This is a genomic window from Virgibacillus halotolerans (genome assembly GCF_016908515.1).
Classification (GTDB): domain Bacteria; phylum Bacillota; class Bacilli; order Bacillales; family Amphibacillaceae; genus Virgibacillus_M; species Virgibacillus_M halotolerans.
Genome location: NZ_JAFBEA010000004.1, coordinates 309,848 through 329,717 on the forward strand (window position 1 = coordinate 309,848; position 19,870 = coordinate 329,717).

The window sequence follows — 19,870 nt, forward strand, 5'->3', positions numbered from 1 at the left end:
TAATGCAGAACAAATGAAAGCGCAACGCTCATTATAGCCGTTTTCAGCCAATTTAATGGGTTTATGCTAATCAAAGGGTCTCAAGGACATGAATCATCAGAATTCCGCCCGTGTTTGAATATTCAAGTAATATGTTTGTGCGATTTGCATATTCTTTAAAAGAAGGTGCGGTCATAATTAATAACCTGTATATAAGATCAAAGAAGCTACCGCGAGAGATCGTTTCAAATGACCTCCCAGGGTAGCTTCTTATTATTTTATTTACTTATCATTCCCAGCCGCTTGTACCGCTGTAAATGTCCATTCCAATTCTAGTGAATCACCTTGGAATTGGTTTTGATCTTCATCATTGTCAAGGAAGTTAAATTTCACAACCAGGTCATCTGCAGCTTCTCCTGCCGGTAAACCTTTTTCGCCCATCATTGGATAGAACACATGTTCATTCACCGCTTCTGGAGTCATTTCTTTCAACTCTTTCAGCGTGGTCTCGTAAATCACTTCATCCATCTTGTCCGCATTATATAAAAATTCTACCTGAATATGCTTTCCGAAATCATCCGTGTTATCACCATTGGCATCCGTGACATTGTAATTCGTATCCAAGGTTACCTTCTCAATATCCAGCGATCCACCGTTTCCTAATTCAAAGTCGCGTGTGACGGAATCACCTGGTTGCAACTCACCCACATCAATAATGGTTGTGGGATTAACGGAAAGATCCAGCGTTCCCGCAGCAAATGTATTGTTCGTTGTTTCACTGGAACTGAAATAAGCGTACGTTCCTCCACCGATTAATGCTAAGCCTAGTGCCGCTGACATGACGCCCATGCCGATTTGTTTTTTAATACCCATTTTACTCCCCCTTATATATTATTGAAGCCATTGAATCGCGTATTCATTCCAATTAGGAAGGAATCCTCTCCCTGTAACAATCTAGAACAGGGAGAGATTAAATTTACTGCCACTTCTCGATTACAGAATCAGCATTTTTATTTAGCGCATTATACGCCTTTTTTGACACAAGTTTGTTCTCATGCAATTGATCTATTAATTGTTTAAAGCTTGTCATATGTTTAACAACCTTATCTGCTTGCGCTTTATCCTCGTAATGGCTTACAGCAGTTAAATGGGTTGTTAGTAAATGAACATCTGTTTCGCTTTCAAATTCCCCTTCATCCGCTAAACTTTCCACTAGGTTCTTCATTCCAGATGCACTAATGTCCTCGGCATCATCCACTCCATAACTTAATAAGTTTGTGAAGATACGATATCCACCTGGTACCTGATTTGCCATTTGACGGTAGAATACTAAGTTCGTATAAAGATAAGTTCCTTCTCCATAATCAGCCATGAGAATACCACCATCAAACGGGTCTTCATTAGGATCTGCCATACTTACAAAGGTCTCATATCGATCATCCCAGTTCATAGGGAAGTAGAGTCCTCTCTCTTGCACCCAATTATCCCAATCATTATCTGTAATCTTGTTAGGAAAATTAAATAATTTATGATCTGGTTGCGTCATGGTAACATCAGCCGCTTCATCCGTTACACGCCATTCTATCGATGGCATTCCGAGCTCTAATGAATAAGGTGGGGTTTCGTTTGCATCCCATTTGTCACCTGGTTTATGGTATTGGACAACTACATGTCCCCCATTTTCGGCATATTCTAGCAAGCGATCATTATTTTCAATAAGGTCTTCACGTGATAGATTTGCTCTAATGCCCGTTACGATTGTATCGTATTGGTTTAAATCACCAGTGTTTAAATCTTCTTCCGTTAACTTTGTCACATCAAATCCTAAGCCCAATAAATAATCAGCCACATCATCAAAACCACTTTCAATATAGCCTACCTTTAGGGTATCTGGTTTCAACAATTCAAAAGCTACTCCATCCATTGTAGATGGATATTGGAAAAAAGAATCTTTGATATGGTCATAGCTTATTTCCTGAACGGTTGTATCAAACTCTTTGTTATCTGATTCAGCAATCGCATCAATTGAAAAATCGCCTTCCTCCATTTCATCAGGAGGAATGATTTTAAATTCAGCCGTTTGTTCCTCTAAACGCTGTTCGAAGCTCACATCCACTTTTTCTGGAACACTTGTCCATCCTTCAGGAAGATTGAGCGAAACAGATGCTTCTTTTTCACCTTTATCGTAATTTTTCACTTTTACTTTAACAGGATATTCGCTTTCGATATCAGCTGTATTCACTACAATATCTTTTGGTTCCGTTGTTATACCTAACTCTGGTAATACAGCAATTGTTTCATCTAGTTCTAATAGGTTCGTTGTCTTTGTTCCTTCTTCCTTAAATGTGATGCTGGATTGAATCAACGCGTCATCATATGGATGATAGTATTTTGCATCCTTTGGAACATGTACATGAAAAGTTATTTCTTTTGATTCATTTGGTTCCAACTTTTCGATATTAGATTCATCATCAGTATCAACATCCCAGTCTTCTGAAGTAAATAAGGAAGCATCAATTTGATTGATCGTTTGCGTTCCATTGTTGGTGATCGTCATCATGATTTCAGCATTTTCACCTTGCGTTACTACTTCGGATTCAAGTATTGTTTCTACATCCAGTCCGGATGCAACAAGGCTAACTTCCTGTAGTTGCTCTTTCTTTAACTCCAGTTTATGAAGTATCTCGTTTTTAACAGCGTCATCGATATCCATTTCTTTCATTTTGTCACTTAATTGTTGTACATCACTTAAAGCTTGTTGAGAATTGGGTAATATCGCTTCCCGATTTGGATATAGATCAACAATTTCATCTAGATTTTGTTGTAAAGCCTCTAAATCAGCACTGATATCATCTTCAGATACAATGGCTGACCATTCATTGAAGTCATATGGTATATTCGCAAAAATACCATCGTCCCCATCAGCATCATCAATCGTTTTTTTCAATTCCAAATTTGCTTGTCTCGGTTCAACAGGTACATCATTTCCCATGCCCTGACTCTTATGCAGATACCTTGATTCTTCTCCAAGTTGCGGATAGGACATTTCATAAATAGGATCATAATCACCTATTTCAATAGAGGTTGTTGCCGTTTCCGCTGATTCAGCTGGTAAATAGAGTTTTTTAACCTGCCATACGGATAATCCTTCTTCCTCTATTTGTTCGGGAAAAACTGTTGGATCTGCTGCATCTTCAAAAGCCCGTTCACTTAAAATACTCATTGCTCTGTGATGCCCATGTTGATCTTCTACATCTCTAAATGAAGGCATAACGACATCCGGTTGATAACCTCTTATAAAACGAATAAGCCGTTCATATGTTAAATCTTCTCCCCATTTTTCTAATGTTTCCTCAGGGGATTTTGAAAAACCAAAATCATAAATGGGATCTGAAGTAGTCTCACTTAAATGGTATGCTTTTACCCCATTGATTTTAGCAGCTTCAACCATCTCATTAGATCGAATAATACCAAGTGCGTCGCCAAGTTCATTTCCTATTTCGTTTTGTCCACCCTCACCGCGATTTGCAATCAGACTAGAAGTTTTAACTCCTAATCCCCTAGATAAATAAGCTAACAAATCACTGCGTTCGTCATCCGGGTGTGCGCCAGTATTTAAAAAAGTTACTGTGGTACTTAGTGGATTTACTGCGTTCCACAACGCTACATCCGGATCCTCTTTTTCCTTTGCTAATCCTTGAAATGGAAGTAATGTGACAATCAATAGAAAAGATAAAAATAAAGAAAGATGCTTTTTCACCTTGTAACCCCTTTCATTTTTTTATTTCGTTAATAAGTTTTGATCTCTACTCCTTTCTGTTGACTCATTGGTTAGTTAACGTTACTAACTAACTGTAGGCAAGTCTACGATATTACGATAAACTTTATCATTATGACAAAACAATGTAAATAGTACAAAAATACTATTTATTTTGATTAAAATGGAAAAATATATTTTGGGCGATGACGGATAAAGTGAAATTCAATCAGTAGGAACCTTTTTACTACCCGCCGGTATACAAATAATATCGAATCACTTATTACAATCTTTTTAAAATTAAGCCTTTACAAAGACCTCATCTTCATTTATAATAATTTCAACAATCTAATTAGTAAGTAAAGTTTACTAACTACTAGAAGTACAAACACCATGTGTTTAATTAGAATTTAATTTTAAGGGGCCTGTTTAATGCAGAAAGGAAATGCAGCTTACATAAAAACAATGAACAAAAGACTTATTTTAGAGTGTATAAAGGCTGGGGATGCGATATCCCGGGCTGACATATCTAAACGACTTTCGTTAAGCAAACCAACTGTATCAACGCTTGTTAGCCAGTTGCTGGAAGACAATTTAATTTATGAGTCCGGTAGTGGCCAGGCAGCCAGTGTTGGAGGAAGAAAGCCTGTTAATTTAATGTTTAATCCAAAACAATCATACATTATAGGAATAGATATTGGCGGTACCAATGTCAGCCTGGGGATTGCTGATCTGAATGGTGATGTATGTGCTTTCCGTGAATTTCCCACGCAACAGCATCTAGAACATAATCTATTTAAGGAAATTAAGCGCTGTGTAGAATCTATGAAAGATCAACTAGGGATCGATGATTCAATAATACTAGGTGTCGGGGCAGGCGTACCAGGTGTGACAAATGTAGCCGAAGGAATTGTGAGAGAAGCACCTGCTTTGAAATGGAAACGTTTTCCCATAACGGAAAGGTTAAAAGAAATTTTTGACTTGCCCATCCATGTAGATAATGATGTAAACATTAATGTACTGGGAGAACATTGGAAAGGAATTGGGAAGGATAGATCCAATTTAATTTATATTGCAATTGGCACTGGCATCGGCAGCGGTATTATGATAAATGGAAATTTATATCGTGGGAGCAATTATAGTGCAGGTGAAATTGGTTATTTAGTTACCGATCGCGTACATGCGAAGGAATTCTATCCAGTTTATGACGGCTATGGGTTCCTAGAAAGCATTTCAAGTGGATCTTCAATAAGTAACCAGTTATCAAAGAAAATGAATAAAACAGTTACTGCTAAAGAAGCTTTTGATCTATACAACAAAAAAAATAAAGACGCAATCGAAACAATTGATCTTGCGCTTGAGAATCTAGCAATTGGACTTGCAAACTATGTATCTTTATTTGACCCAGAATTAATTATTTTAGGAGGTGGTGTCAGCGGGTCATTTTCTATTATACGTAAGCAGATCGTAGACATCATGAAGCGCTATACGCCTGGAGAATGTGCAGTAGTGCAAACGACGTTTGGCAAAGAAGCAGGAGTCATAGGGGCAGTAGCATTATTTCTAAAAGAGCATGACACGTTATTTAATATTTAAACGGGGGGTAATTTTATTGAAAAAGAATTGGTTCATTTTATCAACGTTAGCATTTATTTTAATTCTTGCTGGTTGTATGGCAGGGGGATCTGATAAAGAAGACGATAAGAGCAGTGCTTCTGGAGAAGATAAAGATTTAGAAGAAAAAGTTGTCGTTTATTCCCCACATGGGACAGATATTTTAGGCGATTTTCAGGAACAATTTGAAGAAGAATATGGGGTTAAGATGGAATTTCTTGATATGGGCTCCCAAGAAATATTAGACAGGGTTCGTTCCGAGGAAAACAATACACAGGCAGATATTTGGTGGGGAGCACCACAAGTTAACTTTAATCAAGCAAAAGAAGACGGTTTGTTAGCCGAATATAAACCATCTTATGCAGATTCACTAGATGAACTGTATCACGATAGCGATTGGATGTGGTCAGGAACATCCATGACACCTCAAGTTATTTTGTACAATACAAAAGAAATATCTGAAGAAGAGGCTCCAAAGGATTGGGATGACCTTTTAGATCCGAAATGGAAAGATGAAATTATTATTAGATATCCATTGGCATCTGGTGGAATGCGTACCATCTTCTCAGGGATAATTTACAACGCTTATAAAGATGCAGAAGATCCTGAAGAAGGATATGAATGGTTGCGTAAATTTGATGCCAATACAAAGGAATATTCCGGTAATCCAGAGATTATGTATAATCAAGTCGCAAAAGGTGTTGGTAACTTATCTGTATGGAATATGCCGGATACAGTTGAACTAGCAGAAGAAAAGGGATACCCATTCGGTTATACCATTCCTGAAAGTGGTACTCCCGTTCTTACTGAAGGTATTGCAGTTATAAAAGATGCACCACATCCAAAAGCAGCAGAAGCATTTTATGAATTCGTTAATACACCAGAGGCTACAAAACTATTGGCGGAAAGATACTATCGCATCCCTACCCGTGATGATATTGAGGACCTTCCAGATTGGATTACGGAAACAGAAATAAAGCCGATGGATATGGATTGGGATTTAGTTGAAGAAAAAGAAGATGAATGGATGGACTATTGGGATAATCAAATTAAAAGTACGGATAAAGATAAAAGCGATGAAGAATAGAACCTAAAAAAGGAATATTATATGCTTGATCGTCATGCTTATGGCGATCAGCTTCCTTTTATAAGAAAGTGGGGTTGTTGTTTTATGTCAACAGTAAACTTATCTAACATTACGAAAGCATTTGGTAGTGTAACAGCAGTCAAGGATTTAGATATACTCATTAAAGAAGGCGAATTTTTTACATTTTTAGGTCCAAGTGGGTGCGGAAAAACAACAACGCTCAGAATGATTGCTGGTTTTTACTTCCCTACCAAAGGAAAAGTTAAATTCAATGACCGGGATATGACTTCCGTGTCTCCTGAAAAAAGAAATACCGGTATGGTTTTCCAAAACTATGCCTTGTTTCCCCATATGACAGTTTTTGAAAACGTTGCCTTTGGGCTTAAGGTGAGAAAAGTTAACAAAGCAGGAATAAAAGAAAAAGTTGGAGAAGTACTAAAAAAAGTACGTTTAGATCAGTATATTGATCGTCAGGTTAGCCAATTAAGTGGTGGTCAACAACAACGTGTAGCTCTAGCCCGCGCACTCGTTATTGAACCAGATATTCTATTATTAGACGAGCCATTAAGTAATTTAGATGCGAAGCTACGGGACGAGATGCGTGCAGAAATCCTACGATTGCAGCGTGAATATGGCATCACCACAATATATGTTACCCATGATCAGGTAGAGGCATTGACAATGAGTGATCGGATCGCTGTGTTTAATGCTGGACAATGTCAACAAATTGGGACACCAACGGAAATTTACAATAAGCCTGTAAATGACTTTGTAGCTAAGTTTATTGGGGAAACGAATCTTTTACCGGTAACCTTTAAGGAGCATATAAATAGCCAATCATTATTTCATGCACCGGATATAGAACAATCCATATTCGTTAATCATACCGAATTAAATATAGCAGATTACAATGAAGACGATCAGCTTTATATGTCGGTCCGTCCAGAAACAGTGAGAATCGACGAAGCTAAAATAAGTGGGAATAACGTATTTACTGGCGAAGTGTCACTTGTACAATTTACTGGAGAGGCTGTTCACACCTTTGTAAAAATAAATGATCAACTAACAATAAAAACAACTGATTTGAATCACGGGCCAAGTACATATTTAAAAGAAGGAACTGAGGTTAATGTCCAACTGCCCGAGGATCAAATAAGAGTAATCCCAGAGGTAAAGGGGTGACGAATACATGTTAAATGCAGAAAAACGAAAAACGATATTGTTGTTGATCCCCATTGTCTTGGTTTTAGCCGGATACGTATTATATCCTACAATAGCAACACTATTTGAAAGTTTTAAGAAGAATGGGATATTCACTTTAGATAATTACCATGATTTCTTTGGTTCAAAAGCACCTGCAAATTTTGAGGCATTATGGAACTCTGTCTATATTTCGGTTTTATCTGTTTTCTTTAGTGCTTTAATTGGTATCCCATTAGCCTATATTTTTAATCGTTATGATTTCCCAGGGCGGCAATTCTTTTCAAACATTGCTATTATGCCGATTGTTCTTCCCTCTCTTGTAGGTGTTATGGCATTTATGTTTCTATACGGGGAAGCTGGATTAGTTCCCAATGCTATCAAAGATTTATTTAACCTTTCAAAGGTTCCTTTTAGTGTAGGCGGAATCTCAGGTATCTTGGTTGTCCATGCTTATACGATGTATCCTTACTTTTATATGACTACATCGTCTGCATTAAATAATATCGATCCTTCACTAGAAGAGGCAGCGTATAACTTAGGATCTAATAAATTTAAAGTGTTTTGGAAAGTAACATTTCCATTGTTAACACCAGGATTGGTAGCTGCCGCCTTGTTAGTATTCATGGTTTCCATGGCTTCTTTTAGTGCTCCATTTTTATTAGCTGGGGGATATAGGGTATTAAGTTTACAAATATATTTTTCTAAAATCAATGGTGATTTAGAAATGGCAGCAACACAATCCGTTATTTTATCCGCCGTTTCGATTTCCTTCTTACTCTTTATGCGTTGGTATCAAAGTAGAAAAGATTATCGTATGGCAAGTAAAGGTATAGGTGCCCACCGAAGTGAAGTGAACAATCCAGTTTTAAAATGGTTTATGGTAACGATCGGTATTGTGGCGATGATTATCTTATTATTACCACATGTCACATTGCTTATGTTGTCGCTTGTACCAGAAGGATCTTGGACATGGCAGACATATCCACAGGCATTTAGCTTTGAAAACTTTAGGTTGTTATTTGATAACCCTAATATTTGGGAACCGGTTAAAAACAGCTTAATTATGACATGTATCGCATGTATTGGTGTGTTTTTCTTCGGCATCATTACTTCGTATGCACTTGTCAAACGTAGCTTTATAGGAAAAAATCTATTGGATATTCTAGTCATGATTCCTTGGGCTTTACCTGCCACAGTTGTCGGTATGAATCTCATATTAGCGTTTAATAAACCAACACCATTTTCATTCGGTCAGGTTCTCGTTGGGACGTTCTGGATTTTACCACTTGCTTACTTTATACGGTTTATTCCATTGGTAGTTCGTTCAACTACCGCTGTATTAGAGCAAATGGATGATTCACTTGAAGAAGCTGCACAAAATCTAGGAGCAAAGTGGTTTTATACGTTTAGACGCGTGGTAATCCCGATCATCATGCCAGGCGTTTTAAGTGGTACATTACTTGCTTTTGTTCAGGCAATTGGAGAATTTCCGACCTCCGTTCTATTATACACACTGAGTAATAGACCGATATCTATTGAGATTATGAACCAGTTGCGCATGTTTAATATGGGGCAAGCCGCCGCATACGGCATGATACAAGTCGGATTAATATCAATTGTTATGTTTATCGCTTACAGATTCTTTGGTGTTAAAACAGAGAATACATTATAGAGGTTCAAGACAATTAATAAACTACTGGGGTGCTATTATATGCGTACATTAAAAGAACAATTCGAGAAAGAAGATGGGGTTACATTTCCAGGTAAAACATTTATAGATGAACTGTTAAAACCTATATTCTATGACCAAAAGGAACATTTATTTGACGCGATGTTTATGATCCATAAAGCGCACACTACTATGTTAGGAGAACAAGGAATTCTAACGGAAGAAGAAACGAGTCAAATACTAGCTGGTGTAGATTATGTGGAAAAACTTGATCGGAAAGACATTGAGTATTCGGCCGCATATGAGGATTTGTTTTTCCTTATAGAATCTCAAATTGGTGATAAAATTGGCGATGATTTGGCTGGAAAAATGCACATCGCTAAAAGTAGAAATGATATGGGAGAGGCAATGTATCGAATTGTCTTGAGAGGGTATTTAAATGACGCAATTAAAAATGCTGAGCAACTGGCCGAAGCTATCCTTTATCAAGCTGAAAATCATGTGCATTCGATCATGCCCGCCCATACCCATACACAACCTGCACAACCAACGACATTCGGGCATTATTTAGTCGCCATCTATGACAATTTACAACGAGATATTCATCGATTAAAGCAGTCTTACCATACCGTCAATCAATCACCCATGGGTGCCGCAGCAATAACAACAACAGGCTTTCCTATTAATCGGGAACGCATGGTAGAATTACTTGGTTTTGATGGATTGATAGAAAACGCTTATGATGCCATCGGGGCTGGAGATTATTTAATAGAATCTGCACAATCCCTCATTAGCTTAATGACAAACATAGGACGTTGGCTTCAGGAGTTTTTGCGAATGACTTCAAAGGAAGTAGGATTAATTAAAGTCTCTGATGCTTACGTTCAAATAAGCAGTATTATGCCCCAAAAAAGGAACCCTGTATCTATCGAGCATTCCCGTGCAATTGCCAGTAGTGCATCAGCCGAAGGGATGGCCGTCATTCACATGATTCATAACACCCCTTATGGGGATATCAATGATACTGAAGACGATTTACAACCCCATTTGTATGCAGGATACAGAAAGGGCATTCGTGTATTGCGGTTAATGCGCGCAGTAATTTTGACAATGAGTTTCAATAAAGAGCGCGCCTACCAGCAAGCAAGAGAAAACATGATTACCATTACTGAACTTGCCGATGTATTAGCACGTGACTACAACATATCATTCAGAAAAGCACATCAAAAAGCAAGTGTTGTCGCCACGAAGGCTGATCAAGAAAACAAGCAACTCTATGAAATAAGTTTACATGAAATAAATGATTGGTTAGGTGATGTAGATTTAACTGCCAAGGACTGGCAGGAAATTATAGATCCCACCTATTTTGTGGAAAGAAGAAGTATTACTGGAGGCCCTAACCCTGAAGTAGTAAAGAAAATGATTCAAAAGAGAAAATGATATGGATGCCTGTGGCTGATAAGCAATTCACAGGCATTCCTTCTGATTAAATAAAAAAGCTATCTCGGAAAGTCACTTCTAATGACCTTACGAGATAGCTCTATTTTATTTTTATTTACTTATCATTCCCTGCCGCTTGTACCGCCGTAAATGTCCATTCCAATTCTAGTGAATCACCTTGGAATTGGTTTTGATCTTCATCATTGTCAAGGAAGTTAAATTTCACAACCAGGTCATCTGCAGCTTCTCCTGCTGGCAAACCTTTTTCACCCATCATTGGATAAAACACATGCTCATTCACCGCTTCTGGAGTCATTTCTTTCAACTCTTTCAGCGTGGTCTCGTAAATCACTTCATCCATCTTGTCTGCATTATATAAAAATTCTACCTGAATATGCTCTCCGAAATCATCCGTGTTATCACCATTGGCATCCGTGACATTGTAATTCGTGTCCAGGGTTACTTTTTCAATATCCAAGGATCCACCGTTCCCTAGCTCGAAATCGCGTGTGATGGAATCACCTGGTTGCAACTCACCCACATCAATAATGGTTGTGGGATTAACGGAAAGATCCAGCGTTCCCGCAGCAAATGTATTGTTCGTTGTTTCACTGGAACTGAAATAAGCGTACGTTCCTCCACCAATTAGTGCTAACCCCAGTGCCGCTGACATGACGCCCATACCGATTTGTTTTTTAATACCCATTTTTAAATTCCTCCTTTAGATTTTAAATGCTTATTTATTTTGTATCCGTATTCACTTCTTTTTTCACAGGATCAATTTTCCGGAGTGCGCGCCAGATCGTAACCCCAGCATAAATAATCAGGAAAACACCTGGGATAACAAGGAGTAATGCAGCACCTTCGCTTGAATTGGCAAAGTTCATCACATAGCCAACATAGGGAATTGTAAACCCTGTATAGGTTCCGATAATATTTGCTGCGTTTACCGGGTCCCGATCTGCTGCGTCATTGGCATCTCCCTTGGTTATATACTGATTTCCTGAATCATTCACTTCGGTGATTCTATGTGTAATCAGGATATCTTCCTCCGTTTGGAATGTAATGACATCGCCTTTTTTAAAGCCGGTTGGATTCTCGACAGCTTTAATCGAGATAATCGAGCCGGTGTGGATGTCTGGCTCCATTGATCCGGACAATACAGTTTTTAATTGATAACCGAATAGACTCGCTTCCCCACCTGAAGCCTTCGTTGAGATGACAAGGAATAAGGTCAGTATCAGCACAATAAATAATACGGTTGTGATGAGATTACTCAATACTTTTAACACATGCTTTCCATTCATCTGTGTCTACCTCCTGTCCATACAAGGCGCTTCCTTCAAGTTGTTTATCATTCTTCTTCTTCTTCTGCGTCATGATCTGCTTCCTCATCGTCACCATCAGACTCTTTCTCCGCTTTCTCTGCTTCTGTCTCTTCCTTTGAATCAGATGTTTCTGATTTTGTCTTTGCTTCCTTCTTGTTTTCGCTGTCTTCTACTGCCTCATCGTCTCCTTGTGATTCAGAAGCTGCTTCGTCCTTTTGTTCCGCTTCTTCTTCTTCTGCTTGATCTTGTTGTTCTTTATCACTGTCCGTGTCACTGTTCTCCGATTTTCCATTGTCTGAATCCTTATCATCTGCTTGATCATCTTGTTCTTCATCGTCTTCCGATTCTGCGTCTTCATCATCAAATGATGCAGCCATTGAAATACTGCCATCTGCCGTGGTTGTGTCTGTAAAATACGCGGTTGTCGGTGTCGCCGCCTGGGAGACAATGAAAAATAGCAGGTAACAGGTGGTGAATATTCGAAACAAGATATGTCTTTTGTTGTTATGGTGCTTTTTTGTTTGGTAGCAACGTCTCAAGTTACCGCTCCTTCCAGTCTTCGTTTGTATGTTTCCTCGGAACAGCACCATGCTGTTTCCGGGAATTTTCAAAGCTTTATTGCCATTCTTCAATCAAATAATCTGCGTATTCATGCAGTGTTTTTGCGGCTTTTTCCGAGATTATTTCTTTATCCTGTTGCACGTCTAGCAACTGTTTAAAGCTGTTCATATGTTTAGCGGCCTTATCGTTTTTCCCGCTGTCCGCATAATGACTGATAGTTGTCAATTGCATGTCCAACATATGCGCTGCCTCTTCATTGGTGACTTCACCATCTTCCGCGTACTGTTTGACCAGCTTTTGCATTTGGCCAATACTTGCCTCCTGCTCGATGGTTACCTTCTCCGTTGTTTCGTGTCCGCCTAGGTCAACCACTTTGAATTCAAATTCATTTTTCCCGAGTTCTAATTCGAGTTCAATGTCGTTGACCGTTTCATTAAATCCGTTCATGCCATACGGCTCAGTTTGTTCGTGTTTATACACCTCGCTATCATCGACATACAGCTTAATTTCGTCAAAATTATCGGTGATGGCTGCATCCACTTTGATCGTATCCGCGTCCGTTTTCTCATCCACTTTTACTTTCAGTGTTGCTTTTTCTGAATCGACAAAGTATCTGCGACCGATTTCTGCCTCGTTACCAGCATTGTCGACTGCTTTGATATGGTGGAAAAAGTACCCATCTTCATCATGTGTCAGTGTATACGTAAAATCGTAACGATCTTTTGCTTCGTTATAAACGAGGTCTGCTTGTTCCCCATCGATCGTTACTTCTTTGACAGCCGATTTGTCGGTTACATAGCCTGAGAATACTACTTCTCTAGCTGATTCAACACCTAAAAATTCTGGTGTTTTCAGGTGCAAATCCGGTGCAGTTTCGTCTGTTGCCTCGGTTGCATCTTCCTCTGTTTTATTTCCGGCATAATCAACCGCTATGACGGTTAATGTTTGGTCTGGCTTTAACTTTTTCGATAATTGGTGTTCGGTTACGTCTTCTGCATAAGGTTCATCAAGAATAGACTTCCCATCGATTTGTACGTCCCAATAAGCGAGCCCGCTTCCACCTTTGTTATCTGCTGCGTCGACTGTAACTTTTTGTTCTTTTTCATCAAAATCCGCTTCTAAATCCGGTGCAGTTGTATCGAGTACAACTGGCATATCAAAGGATTGCCAGTTGGCACCTTCGTAATCAATGACCGATTCAACCTGCAAGTAATATTTTCCTTCCGGTGCTTGTTCCCCTTTGATCTTACCATCCCAGGCACGGGAGGAAGATAGAGAATACATTGGTCCCTGTCCACCATCATAGTAGCTCTTATTGATATGGGATTCAGTTGTAATCGTGCGTACCTTTTCCTTGTTTTCATCTAATACGTTAAATTTCACTTCCTTCGCATTTCTTAAAAAGGAAAGAATCATTAATGCATCATCTTGAACGCCATCCCCGTCTGGTGAGAAGGCAATTTTCTCCGGATCGATTTCTCCTGTTTGGATGTCTTCACCAAGAAAATCATATTGCATGGCACCATCCTCATCTTCCCCTGCAGACGTGACAACACCTGTCATACCATAATAGGTATCTGCATCCCATAAAGGATTATCCAAGATTGGAGCACGATCCCAGTCACCTTTAAATCCAACATAGGGTACATGTAATTCCGGATTCGTGTCTTTTGGATCTGTTAATGTGACAAAACCTTCCAACCAATAGCCATTCGTAAACTGTTCGGTTAGTGCTTCGTCCGCTTCACTGACATCAACCGTAACTGTAACGGTTGTCGTGCCACCTGCAGGTACTTCGACCGTACTTACAGCTTCCCCGTTCACGGTAGCCATCTCGTCCAGATTCATGGCACCGAATTCGTTTGGTGCAACCAATACATCGTCCCCATTTTGTACGGGTTGGTCCGTCTGTGCATTTGCTTTTACATCATAGGTAACTGCTTCATCGGTATAGTTCTCGGCAGTCAGCTCAAAGGTGGCTTCATTGTCTGTGATTTCTTTAAGCGCTACTTTCGCTTCGTTCGTTTCTGCTTCCGTAACGATTACCGGTGTTGATAAGGCTTTATGAAGCTGCATCAAGCCCGCACCTTGTCGACGTGGTGACACAAATGCGTCATCCATTTCCACTAATTTTCCGGTGTTCATCATAATATTTTTCGCCTGGTTAACACGGTCCGCATTTTCCAATCCAAATTCCTCATCAACATACTGGAGAACGAGTGCGCCGCCACCTGCAACGTGTGGTGCTGCCATGGATGTACCGCTCATCAAGCCGTATTCATCATCGTTTAGCGTTGATAAAATTTGTCCGCCCGGTGCTGTGATTTCCGGTTTGAAATCCAAGTTCGGGGTCAGCCCCCAAGAAGAGAAATCACTCATGCTCCCTGCGTCTGGATTATCAATCGTTGCAGATTCACCTGTGAAATCCAATGTGACTTTCTTGCCGTCTTTCAGTGCTTCTGCAAGCTTGTCGCCATCATTTTTCAGCATGAACAGCTGTGGGATTTCGATTTCATCTTCGGTAGCCATGTTGATAATACCATCTTCATTATTGTAAATAATCACACCTTCTGCGCCAGCATCCTGGGCATTGATTGCCTTTTCCGTAAATGCATTTTCTCCCCGCTGTACAAGGGCGTATTTACCTTTTACGTCTTTATCTGCAAAATCCTCCGGTAGGCCAAGCCCTGCTTCAACCACATCAAAGGAAGTTTGTACATAATCGGAAGGATCGGTATTTCCTGCAGACAGGAATGGTGCATTGCCTTTTTCCTCATCGATTGTATATTCCACGGCCTCCACTTCAATGTTCGTATTTTCAAATGAAGCGACCTGTAGAGAGTCATACGCCAGACCCGGGGAACCGCTTACACCATAATCCGGATTGGACGTCAATGGATAATAAAATCCATCTCCAAATAATGCAGAGTTCCCTGCTGAAATCGACATGAGGACACCATTGTCCACTGCACGTGTCACTGCTTGTTGTTCTGGTGACGTCTCATCCACAAATCCAGCTGGAGAGCCTAGACTCATGTTCAATGCATCTACACCAAGTTTAATTGCATCATCGATCGCTTTAATGTAGACATCCCCATAGGTGGATTGCATTTCCGGGTCATTTCCGAAAACTTTTAAAGCGTAAAGCTGTGCTTCCGGTGCAATTCCCATGATACCGCCGTCGTCCTCATCTCCATTGGCACCCACTGTTCCGGCAACATGCATGCCGTGCATCGAAGCGCCTTGAGCAATGTCGCGGATTTCGTCATTTTCATCCATATAGTTATAGCCGTAAGGGACTTTGTCTGAATAGAAATCACCAGGCAAGTCCTGCTCATCAATTGTCTTTTCGATAGAGGACTTGGAATGTGCTGCCTCTGTACCGTCAGAAAGTACCATGTCACGGTGCCCTGCATCGATGCCGGTATCAATAATACCAACTGTCATGCCTTCCCCTTTGTAGCCATAATCACGCCATGTTTTCTGTGCTTCGACCAATTCTTTACTATATTTCATTTCCGGTTTAACCTTCGGCTGTTCGTACTCATTTACGATGTGCACTGTTTTTACATCGGGGTTTTTCCTAATCAGCTCCAGGTCTCCCTGATTTACTTCGGCACTAAAGCCATTGACGACTGCTGTAAATTCTTGTAAGTATGTAGCTTCTATCTTATCCGTTTTCATTTTCTTCTTGACGGATTGCTGTTTTGCTTTTGCTGCCTTTTCCAGTTGCTGCTTTTCGTTTTCTTTCAGACTATGAAACATCACCCCTTTTTTTGTAGCTTTTTCTATCGGTGCTGCTTCTTCCATCTCAACAATGATCCTGACTTCTTTATCGGGATCTTCGGTTTCCCCCAGTTTTTCAGTGGTAGGCTTCTTCTGTACTTCCTTATCAAATGTCTTTCCCGTTGTGCTCGCACTGGCGTATGAGAAGTTACCTACGGCTAGTAAAATTGCGAGCAACAATACTGCAATTCGTTTTAACATTAAAATCCCCCTTATACGATTGTCAGATACCTTCAGCCTCTCTACTCCTCCCTATTAATACATCGAGACTCAATATTCTGTTATATTTTAATAGTATATAAATTTGATAGAATCGACCAGTGCCTATAGACATGGGAATATAGGCATGTTTGATGGAGAAATTTAGGTATTTAAGATCATTTGGTACATAGGTGGTTTTGAGGGTGGAAGGTGATAGAGAGATTCCAATTAAAAAAACTAGACTTCTCCAATGGAGGGTCTAGTTTTTTCAATGCTTGTTTCCTGTTATTGTTACATCATTAATCCTGGAATTAACGCGACGATAATAAGTCCAACCGCAAGGATCATAATAAAACCAGCAATCAGGATGGTTAAAAATCCTTTCCAATTAGATATTTTATGGGCGGCACCAATGGCTTGTGACGCGATAAAAATTGACCAGATCGTTATGAGCAATCCGATCATTGTTGCGAATGCATTCAACAATATCATCGGTGCGGATAATGGCGGTGTTATCGACGTGAATAGATCCCCACCAAAAATGATTGCTGACAACGGCCAGGATATGACCATTCCAACAACGACTGGAATCATGCACCATGCATAGGCACGACTGATGTCCAGCCAACTCCCCTGTCCCCGAAAGAGCTTCCCTATCCAAAAGACGAGTGTACTCATTATGGCCCAGGACGCTGCACCAAAGAGAATTCCACGAATCAAACTCATAACAATAATATGTGAGAGTGAACTGAAATCACCAGCCCCCATATTAAGGGAAAAATTCAATGCCGTATCTAAACCTGCCAAATAAATAAGCAATATGACCATGCCTGTATTTTTTTGCTGAATAGCTGTTTCGATGGTAGCTCTGGGATGTAGCCAGATACTGAGCCACGGACTTTTGTTTGTTCTATTATCTGTCATCAGACTTGTGCTCCTTTGTTGTCTCTTATTGTTTATGCTTTTGTTTTTGTTTCGCTTTTTTGCGTATTCCTCTTAAACGGTCCACAACTGGTCTTTTACCACCCATAACCAATCCCGCTAGCTCCGCAAAAATATGTAGTAGAACGAGCACCAACAGGGTGACGACGAACGACGTGATAAGCGATGCATTGGAAAACACGATCGCCATGATCCCGAATAATGCACTGAATGCATAAATAACAAGTACTGTTTTCCTGTGGCTGTATCCCGCTTCGATTAACCGGTAATGTATGTGTTTATTGTCTGCCATCATGATGCTTTCCTTGTTGGTTGCCCTGCGAAAGATCGCAAGCATGGTATCAAAAATAGGCACCGCTAGGACAATGACCGGGATAATAAAGCTGAATAACGCAATATTTTTAAATAAACCGAGCATCGAGATTGCCGCGATCATAAAGCCGAGAAAATTGGAACCGGTGTCCCCCATATATATTTTCGCTGGGTAAAAGTTATGATACAGGAAGCCAAGATTCGCCCCGATCAAGACGATACATAAATAAGCCGCAATAACTTGCGCGTCAAATAAAGCCATCACGAACATACTCGAAAGCGCGATCGTCGATACTCCTGTCGCCAGTCCGTCCAACCCATCGATCAAGTTGATGGCATTGGTAATACCGACTACCCAGAAAACCGTGATCAGGACACTGAAAAAGCCCAAATCGATCATGCCGATAAAGGGCAAGGTGATCCGTTCAATAATGAGACCGGAAGAGACAAGAAACGATGCAGCAACAAGCTGTCCAGTCAGTTTGATGACTGGTTTTATGCTATAACGGTCATCCAACATTCCTGTAATGATAATCACGATCGCACCCGCTAATATTTCTGGTATGTGTGGGTGACTCGGATGTAGATAAAGGGCGCCCAAAACCGCACCTAAAAATATGGCTAATCCGCCCATTCTTGGTGTTACCTTTGTATGTATTTTACGATGGTTAGGCAAATCAACCACCTTCATTTTTATCGCCAATTTTTTCACTGGATAGGTAAGTACAAAAGCGGATACAAGTGCAATGATAAATGCGATCGCCAAATCGACATAATTAAACATAATATTCTCCTACTTATTCATTGATAGGTTCGTAGCTGAATGTTTTATCGATGCACATTCAATTACCCTAAATTATAGCGAAACTTGGCATGCATTAGCAAATAATATTGCAAATTGCTGGATTTTATATGGGAGATTTGCTAATGGCGGGTGGTTCGGCGGATGCCGGCGTGGGGTTCAGCGGTTGGTGTCGGAGGTTCAGCGTTTATGGGGCAAGGTTCAGCGCCCGGCGCGGGGTTCGGCGTTCCCGATGCCAGGTTCAGCGCTTACGGCCCGGGGTTCAGCGTTTGGGGCACTAGGTCCAGCGCTCACGGCCCAAGGCTCAGCGATCGTGGATGGAGGTTCAGCGTTCCTAGCCCAAGGTCCAGCGCTCAGCGCGGGGTTCGGCGTTCCCAGTGCCAGGTTCAGCGATTACGGCCCGGGGTTCAGCGCTTGGAGCCCAAGGTTCAGCGTTTATGGTGCAAGGTTCGGCGATCGGCGCGTGGTTCGGCGTTCCCGGTGCCAGGTTCAGCGATTACGACCAGTGGTTCAGCGTACAGCGACCGGGGTCCAGCAGATTCAACTTTTCCCAGTTTTTTCACCGTGACAGGTGGGGTGAGCTATGTTAATATATTGGTTGGTAATTATAATTATCTGAAAAGTGAGAGGTTGATTTTATATGGGGAACGCATATATATTTGTCGCTGCCGCGGCCATAGCAGTTATTTCTATTTCATTTATTTTTAAATTAAGCATAGACACGATAAAGGAATATCCGGAAGAAAAGGATTCCGTACAAACTAAGTTTTTCATCTGGCTTGGTGTTAGTGAAGTGATCCCTATCATTTTAATTGTTTTTGGATTTACAAATCTCGATACAGTAGCAACCATTGAAGATTTGTATATTCCTGGACTTTTCATTATTGTCCTGATGGGATTTGCTGCACTTTTCATTATATTACAGCGTTCCGTTGGTGTCCCGAAGGATATAAAGTTGTTCGTAAATACCTTCTCCTACATCGCCCTAGGAATGGCTAATGCTATACCAATTATTGCGCTCGTATCTTTATTATTGATGATACCATGAACCTTTGTGGGGACAGTCCCCGTGAAAAAACCCCCAAAAGGATTGACTGATATGCTCCCCTTAAGGTAGACAGATTAAAAAATAAAATCTGTTTTCCTTAAGGGGAGTTTTTGTATGTCTAAAAGATCTCATTCACGTAAA

The 19,870-nt window shown here is 40.3% G+C and carries 14 protein-coding genes; 6 read left to right on the top strand and 8 right to left on the bottom strand.

Annotation, left to right across the window (positions count from 1 at the left end; translation table 11 throughout):
* Positions 1 to 261 precede the first annotated feature (261 nt).
* Positions 262 to 852, bottom strand: a complete 591-nt coding sequence (locus JOC34_RS12470; protein WP_205137096.1) for a CalY family protein — start codon at positions 850 to 852, stop codon at positions 262 to 264.
* Positions 853 to 955: 103 nt separating this feature from the next.
* Complete coding sequence (locus JOC34_RS12475; protein ID WP_205137097.1) at positions 956 to 3,739, bottom strand: FIMAH domain-containing protein; 2,784 nt, start codon at positions 3,737 to 3,739, stop codon at positions 956 to 958.
* A 429-nt stretch (positions 3,740 to 4,168) separates the two neighbouring features.
* On the opposite strand from JOC34_RS12475, the gene JOC34_RS12480 reads away from it, so the two are divergent.
* From JOC34_RS12480 to argH, 5 genes are all read left to right on the top strand, one after another.
* Positions 4,169 to 5,332, top strand: a complete 1,164-nt coding sequence (locus JOC34_RS12480; protein ID WP_205137098.1) for an ROK family transcriptional regulator — start codon at positions 4,169 to 4,171, stop codon at positions 5,330 to 5,332.
* Between the two features lie 16 nt (positions 5,333 to 5,348).
* Positions 5,349 to 6,437: an extracellular solute-binding protein gene (locus tag JOC34_RS12485; RefSeq protein ID WP_239544343.1), complete on the top strand. Its 1,089-nt coding sequence runs from the start codon at positions 5,349 to 5,351 to the stop codon at positions 6,435 to 6,437.
* 84 nt (positions 6,438 to 6,521) lie between these two features.
* A complete protein-coding gene (locus tag JOC34_RS12490; protein WP_205137100.1) occupies positions 6,522 to 7,619 on the top strand; it encodes an ABC transporter ATP-binding protein in 1,098 nt (365 codons plus the stop codon).
* A gap of 7 nt (positions 7,620 to 7,626) precedes the next feature.
* Positions 7,627 to 9,312: an ABC transporter permease gene (locus JOC34_RS12495; RefSeq protein ID WP_205137101.1), complete on the top strand. Its 1,686-nt coding sequence runs from the start codon at positions 7,627 to 7,629 to the stop codon at positions 9,310 to 9,312.
* 39 nt (positions 9,313 to 9,351) lie between these two features.
* The gene (gene argH / locus JOC34_RS12500; RefSeq protein ID WP_205137102.1) at positions 9,352 to 10,749 is read left to right on the top strand and encodes an argininosuccinate lyase; all 1,398 of its coding nucleotides are present in this window, start codon (positions 9,352 to 9,354) and stop codon (positions 10,747 to 10,749) included.
* A gap of 115 nt (positions 10,750 to 10,864) precedes the next feature.
* Here argH and JOC34_RS12505 read toward each other — a convergent pair whose 3' ends face one another.
* The 6 genes from JOC34_RS12505 to JOC34_RS12530 form a co-directional block, all read right to left on the bottom strand.
* Positions 10,865 to 11,455, bottom strand: coding sequence for a CalY family protein (locus tag JOC34_RS12505; RefSeq protein WP_205137103.1), 591 nt, complete (start codon positions 11,453 to 11,455; stop codon positions 10,865 to 10,867).
* Positions 11,456 to 11,489: 34 nt separating this feature from the next.
* A complete protein-coding gene (gene sipW / locus JOC34_RS12510; RefSeq protein WP_205137104.1) occupies positions 11,490 to 12,056 on the bottom strand; it encodes a signal peptidase I SipW in 567 nt (188 codons plus the stop codon).
* Positions 12,057 to 12,103: 47 nt separating this feature from the next.
* Entirely contained in the window at positions 12,104 to 12,616 is a 513-nt protein-coding gene (locus JOC34_RS12515; RefSeq protein WP_205137105.1) for a SipW-dependent-type signal peptide-containing protein, read from the bottom strand.
* A gap of 76 nt (positions 12,617 to 12,692) precedes the next feature.
* Positions 12,693 to 16,625: a S8 family serine peptidase gene (locus JOC34_RS12520; RefSeq protein WP_205137106.1), complete on the bottom strand. Its 3,933-nt coding sequence runs from the start codon at positions 16,623 to 16,625 to the stop codon at positions 12,693 to 12,695.
* 291 nt (positions 16,626 to 16,916) lie between these two features.
* A complete protein-coding gene (locus JOC34_RS12525; RefSeq protein ID WP_205137107.1) occupies positions 16,917 to 17,549 on the bottom strand; it encodes a Yip1 family protein in 633 nt (210 codons plus the stop codon).
* 25 nt (positions 17,550 to 17,574) lie between these two features.
* Positions 17,575 to 18,663: a glycosyltransferase family 4 protein gene (locus tag JOC34_RS12530; RefSeq protein ID WP_205137108.1), complete on the bottom strand. Its 1,089-nt coding sequence runs from the start codon at positions 18,661 to 18,663 to the stop codon at positions 17,575 to 17,577.
* A 658-nt stretch (positions 18,664 to 19,321) separates the two neighbouring features.
* On the opposite strand from JOC34_RS12530, the gene JOC34_RS12535 reads away from it, so the two are divergent.
* Positions 19,322 to 19,729, top strand: a complete 408-nt coding sequence (locus JOC34_RS12535; RefSeq protein WP_205137109.1) for a hypothetical protein — start codon at positions 19,322 to 19,324, stop codon at positions 19,727 to 19,729.
* Positions 19,730 to 19,870: the final 141 nt, after the last annotated feature.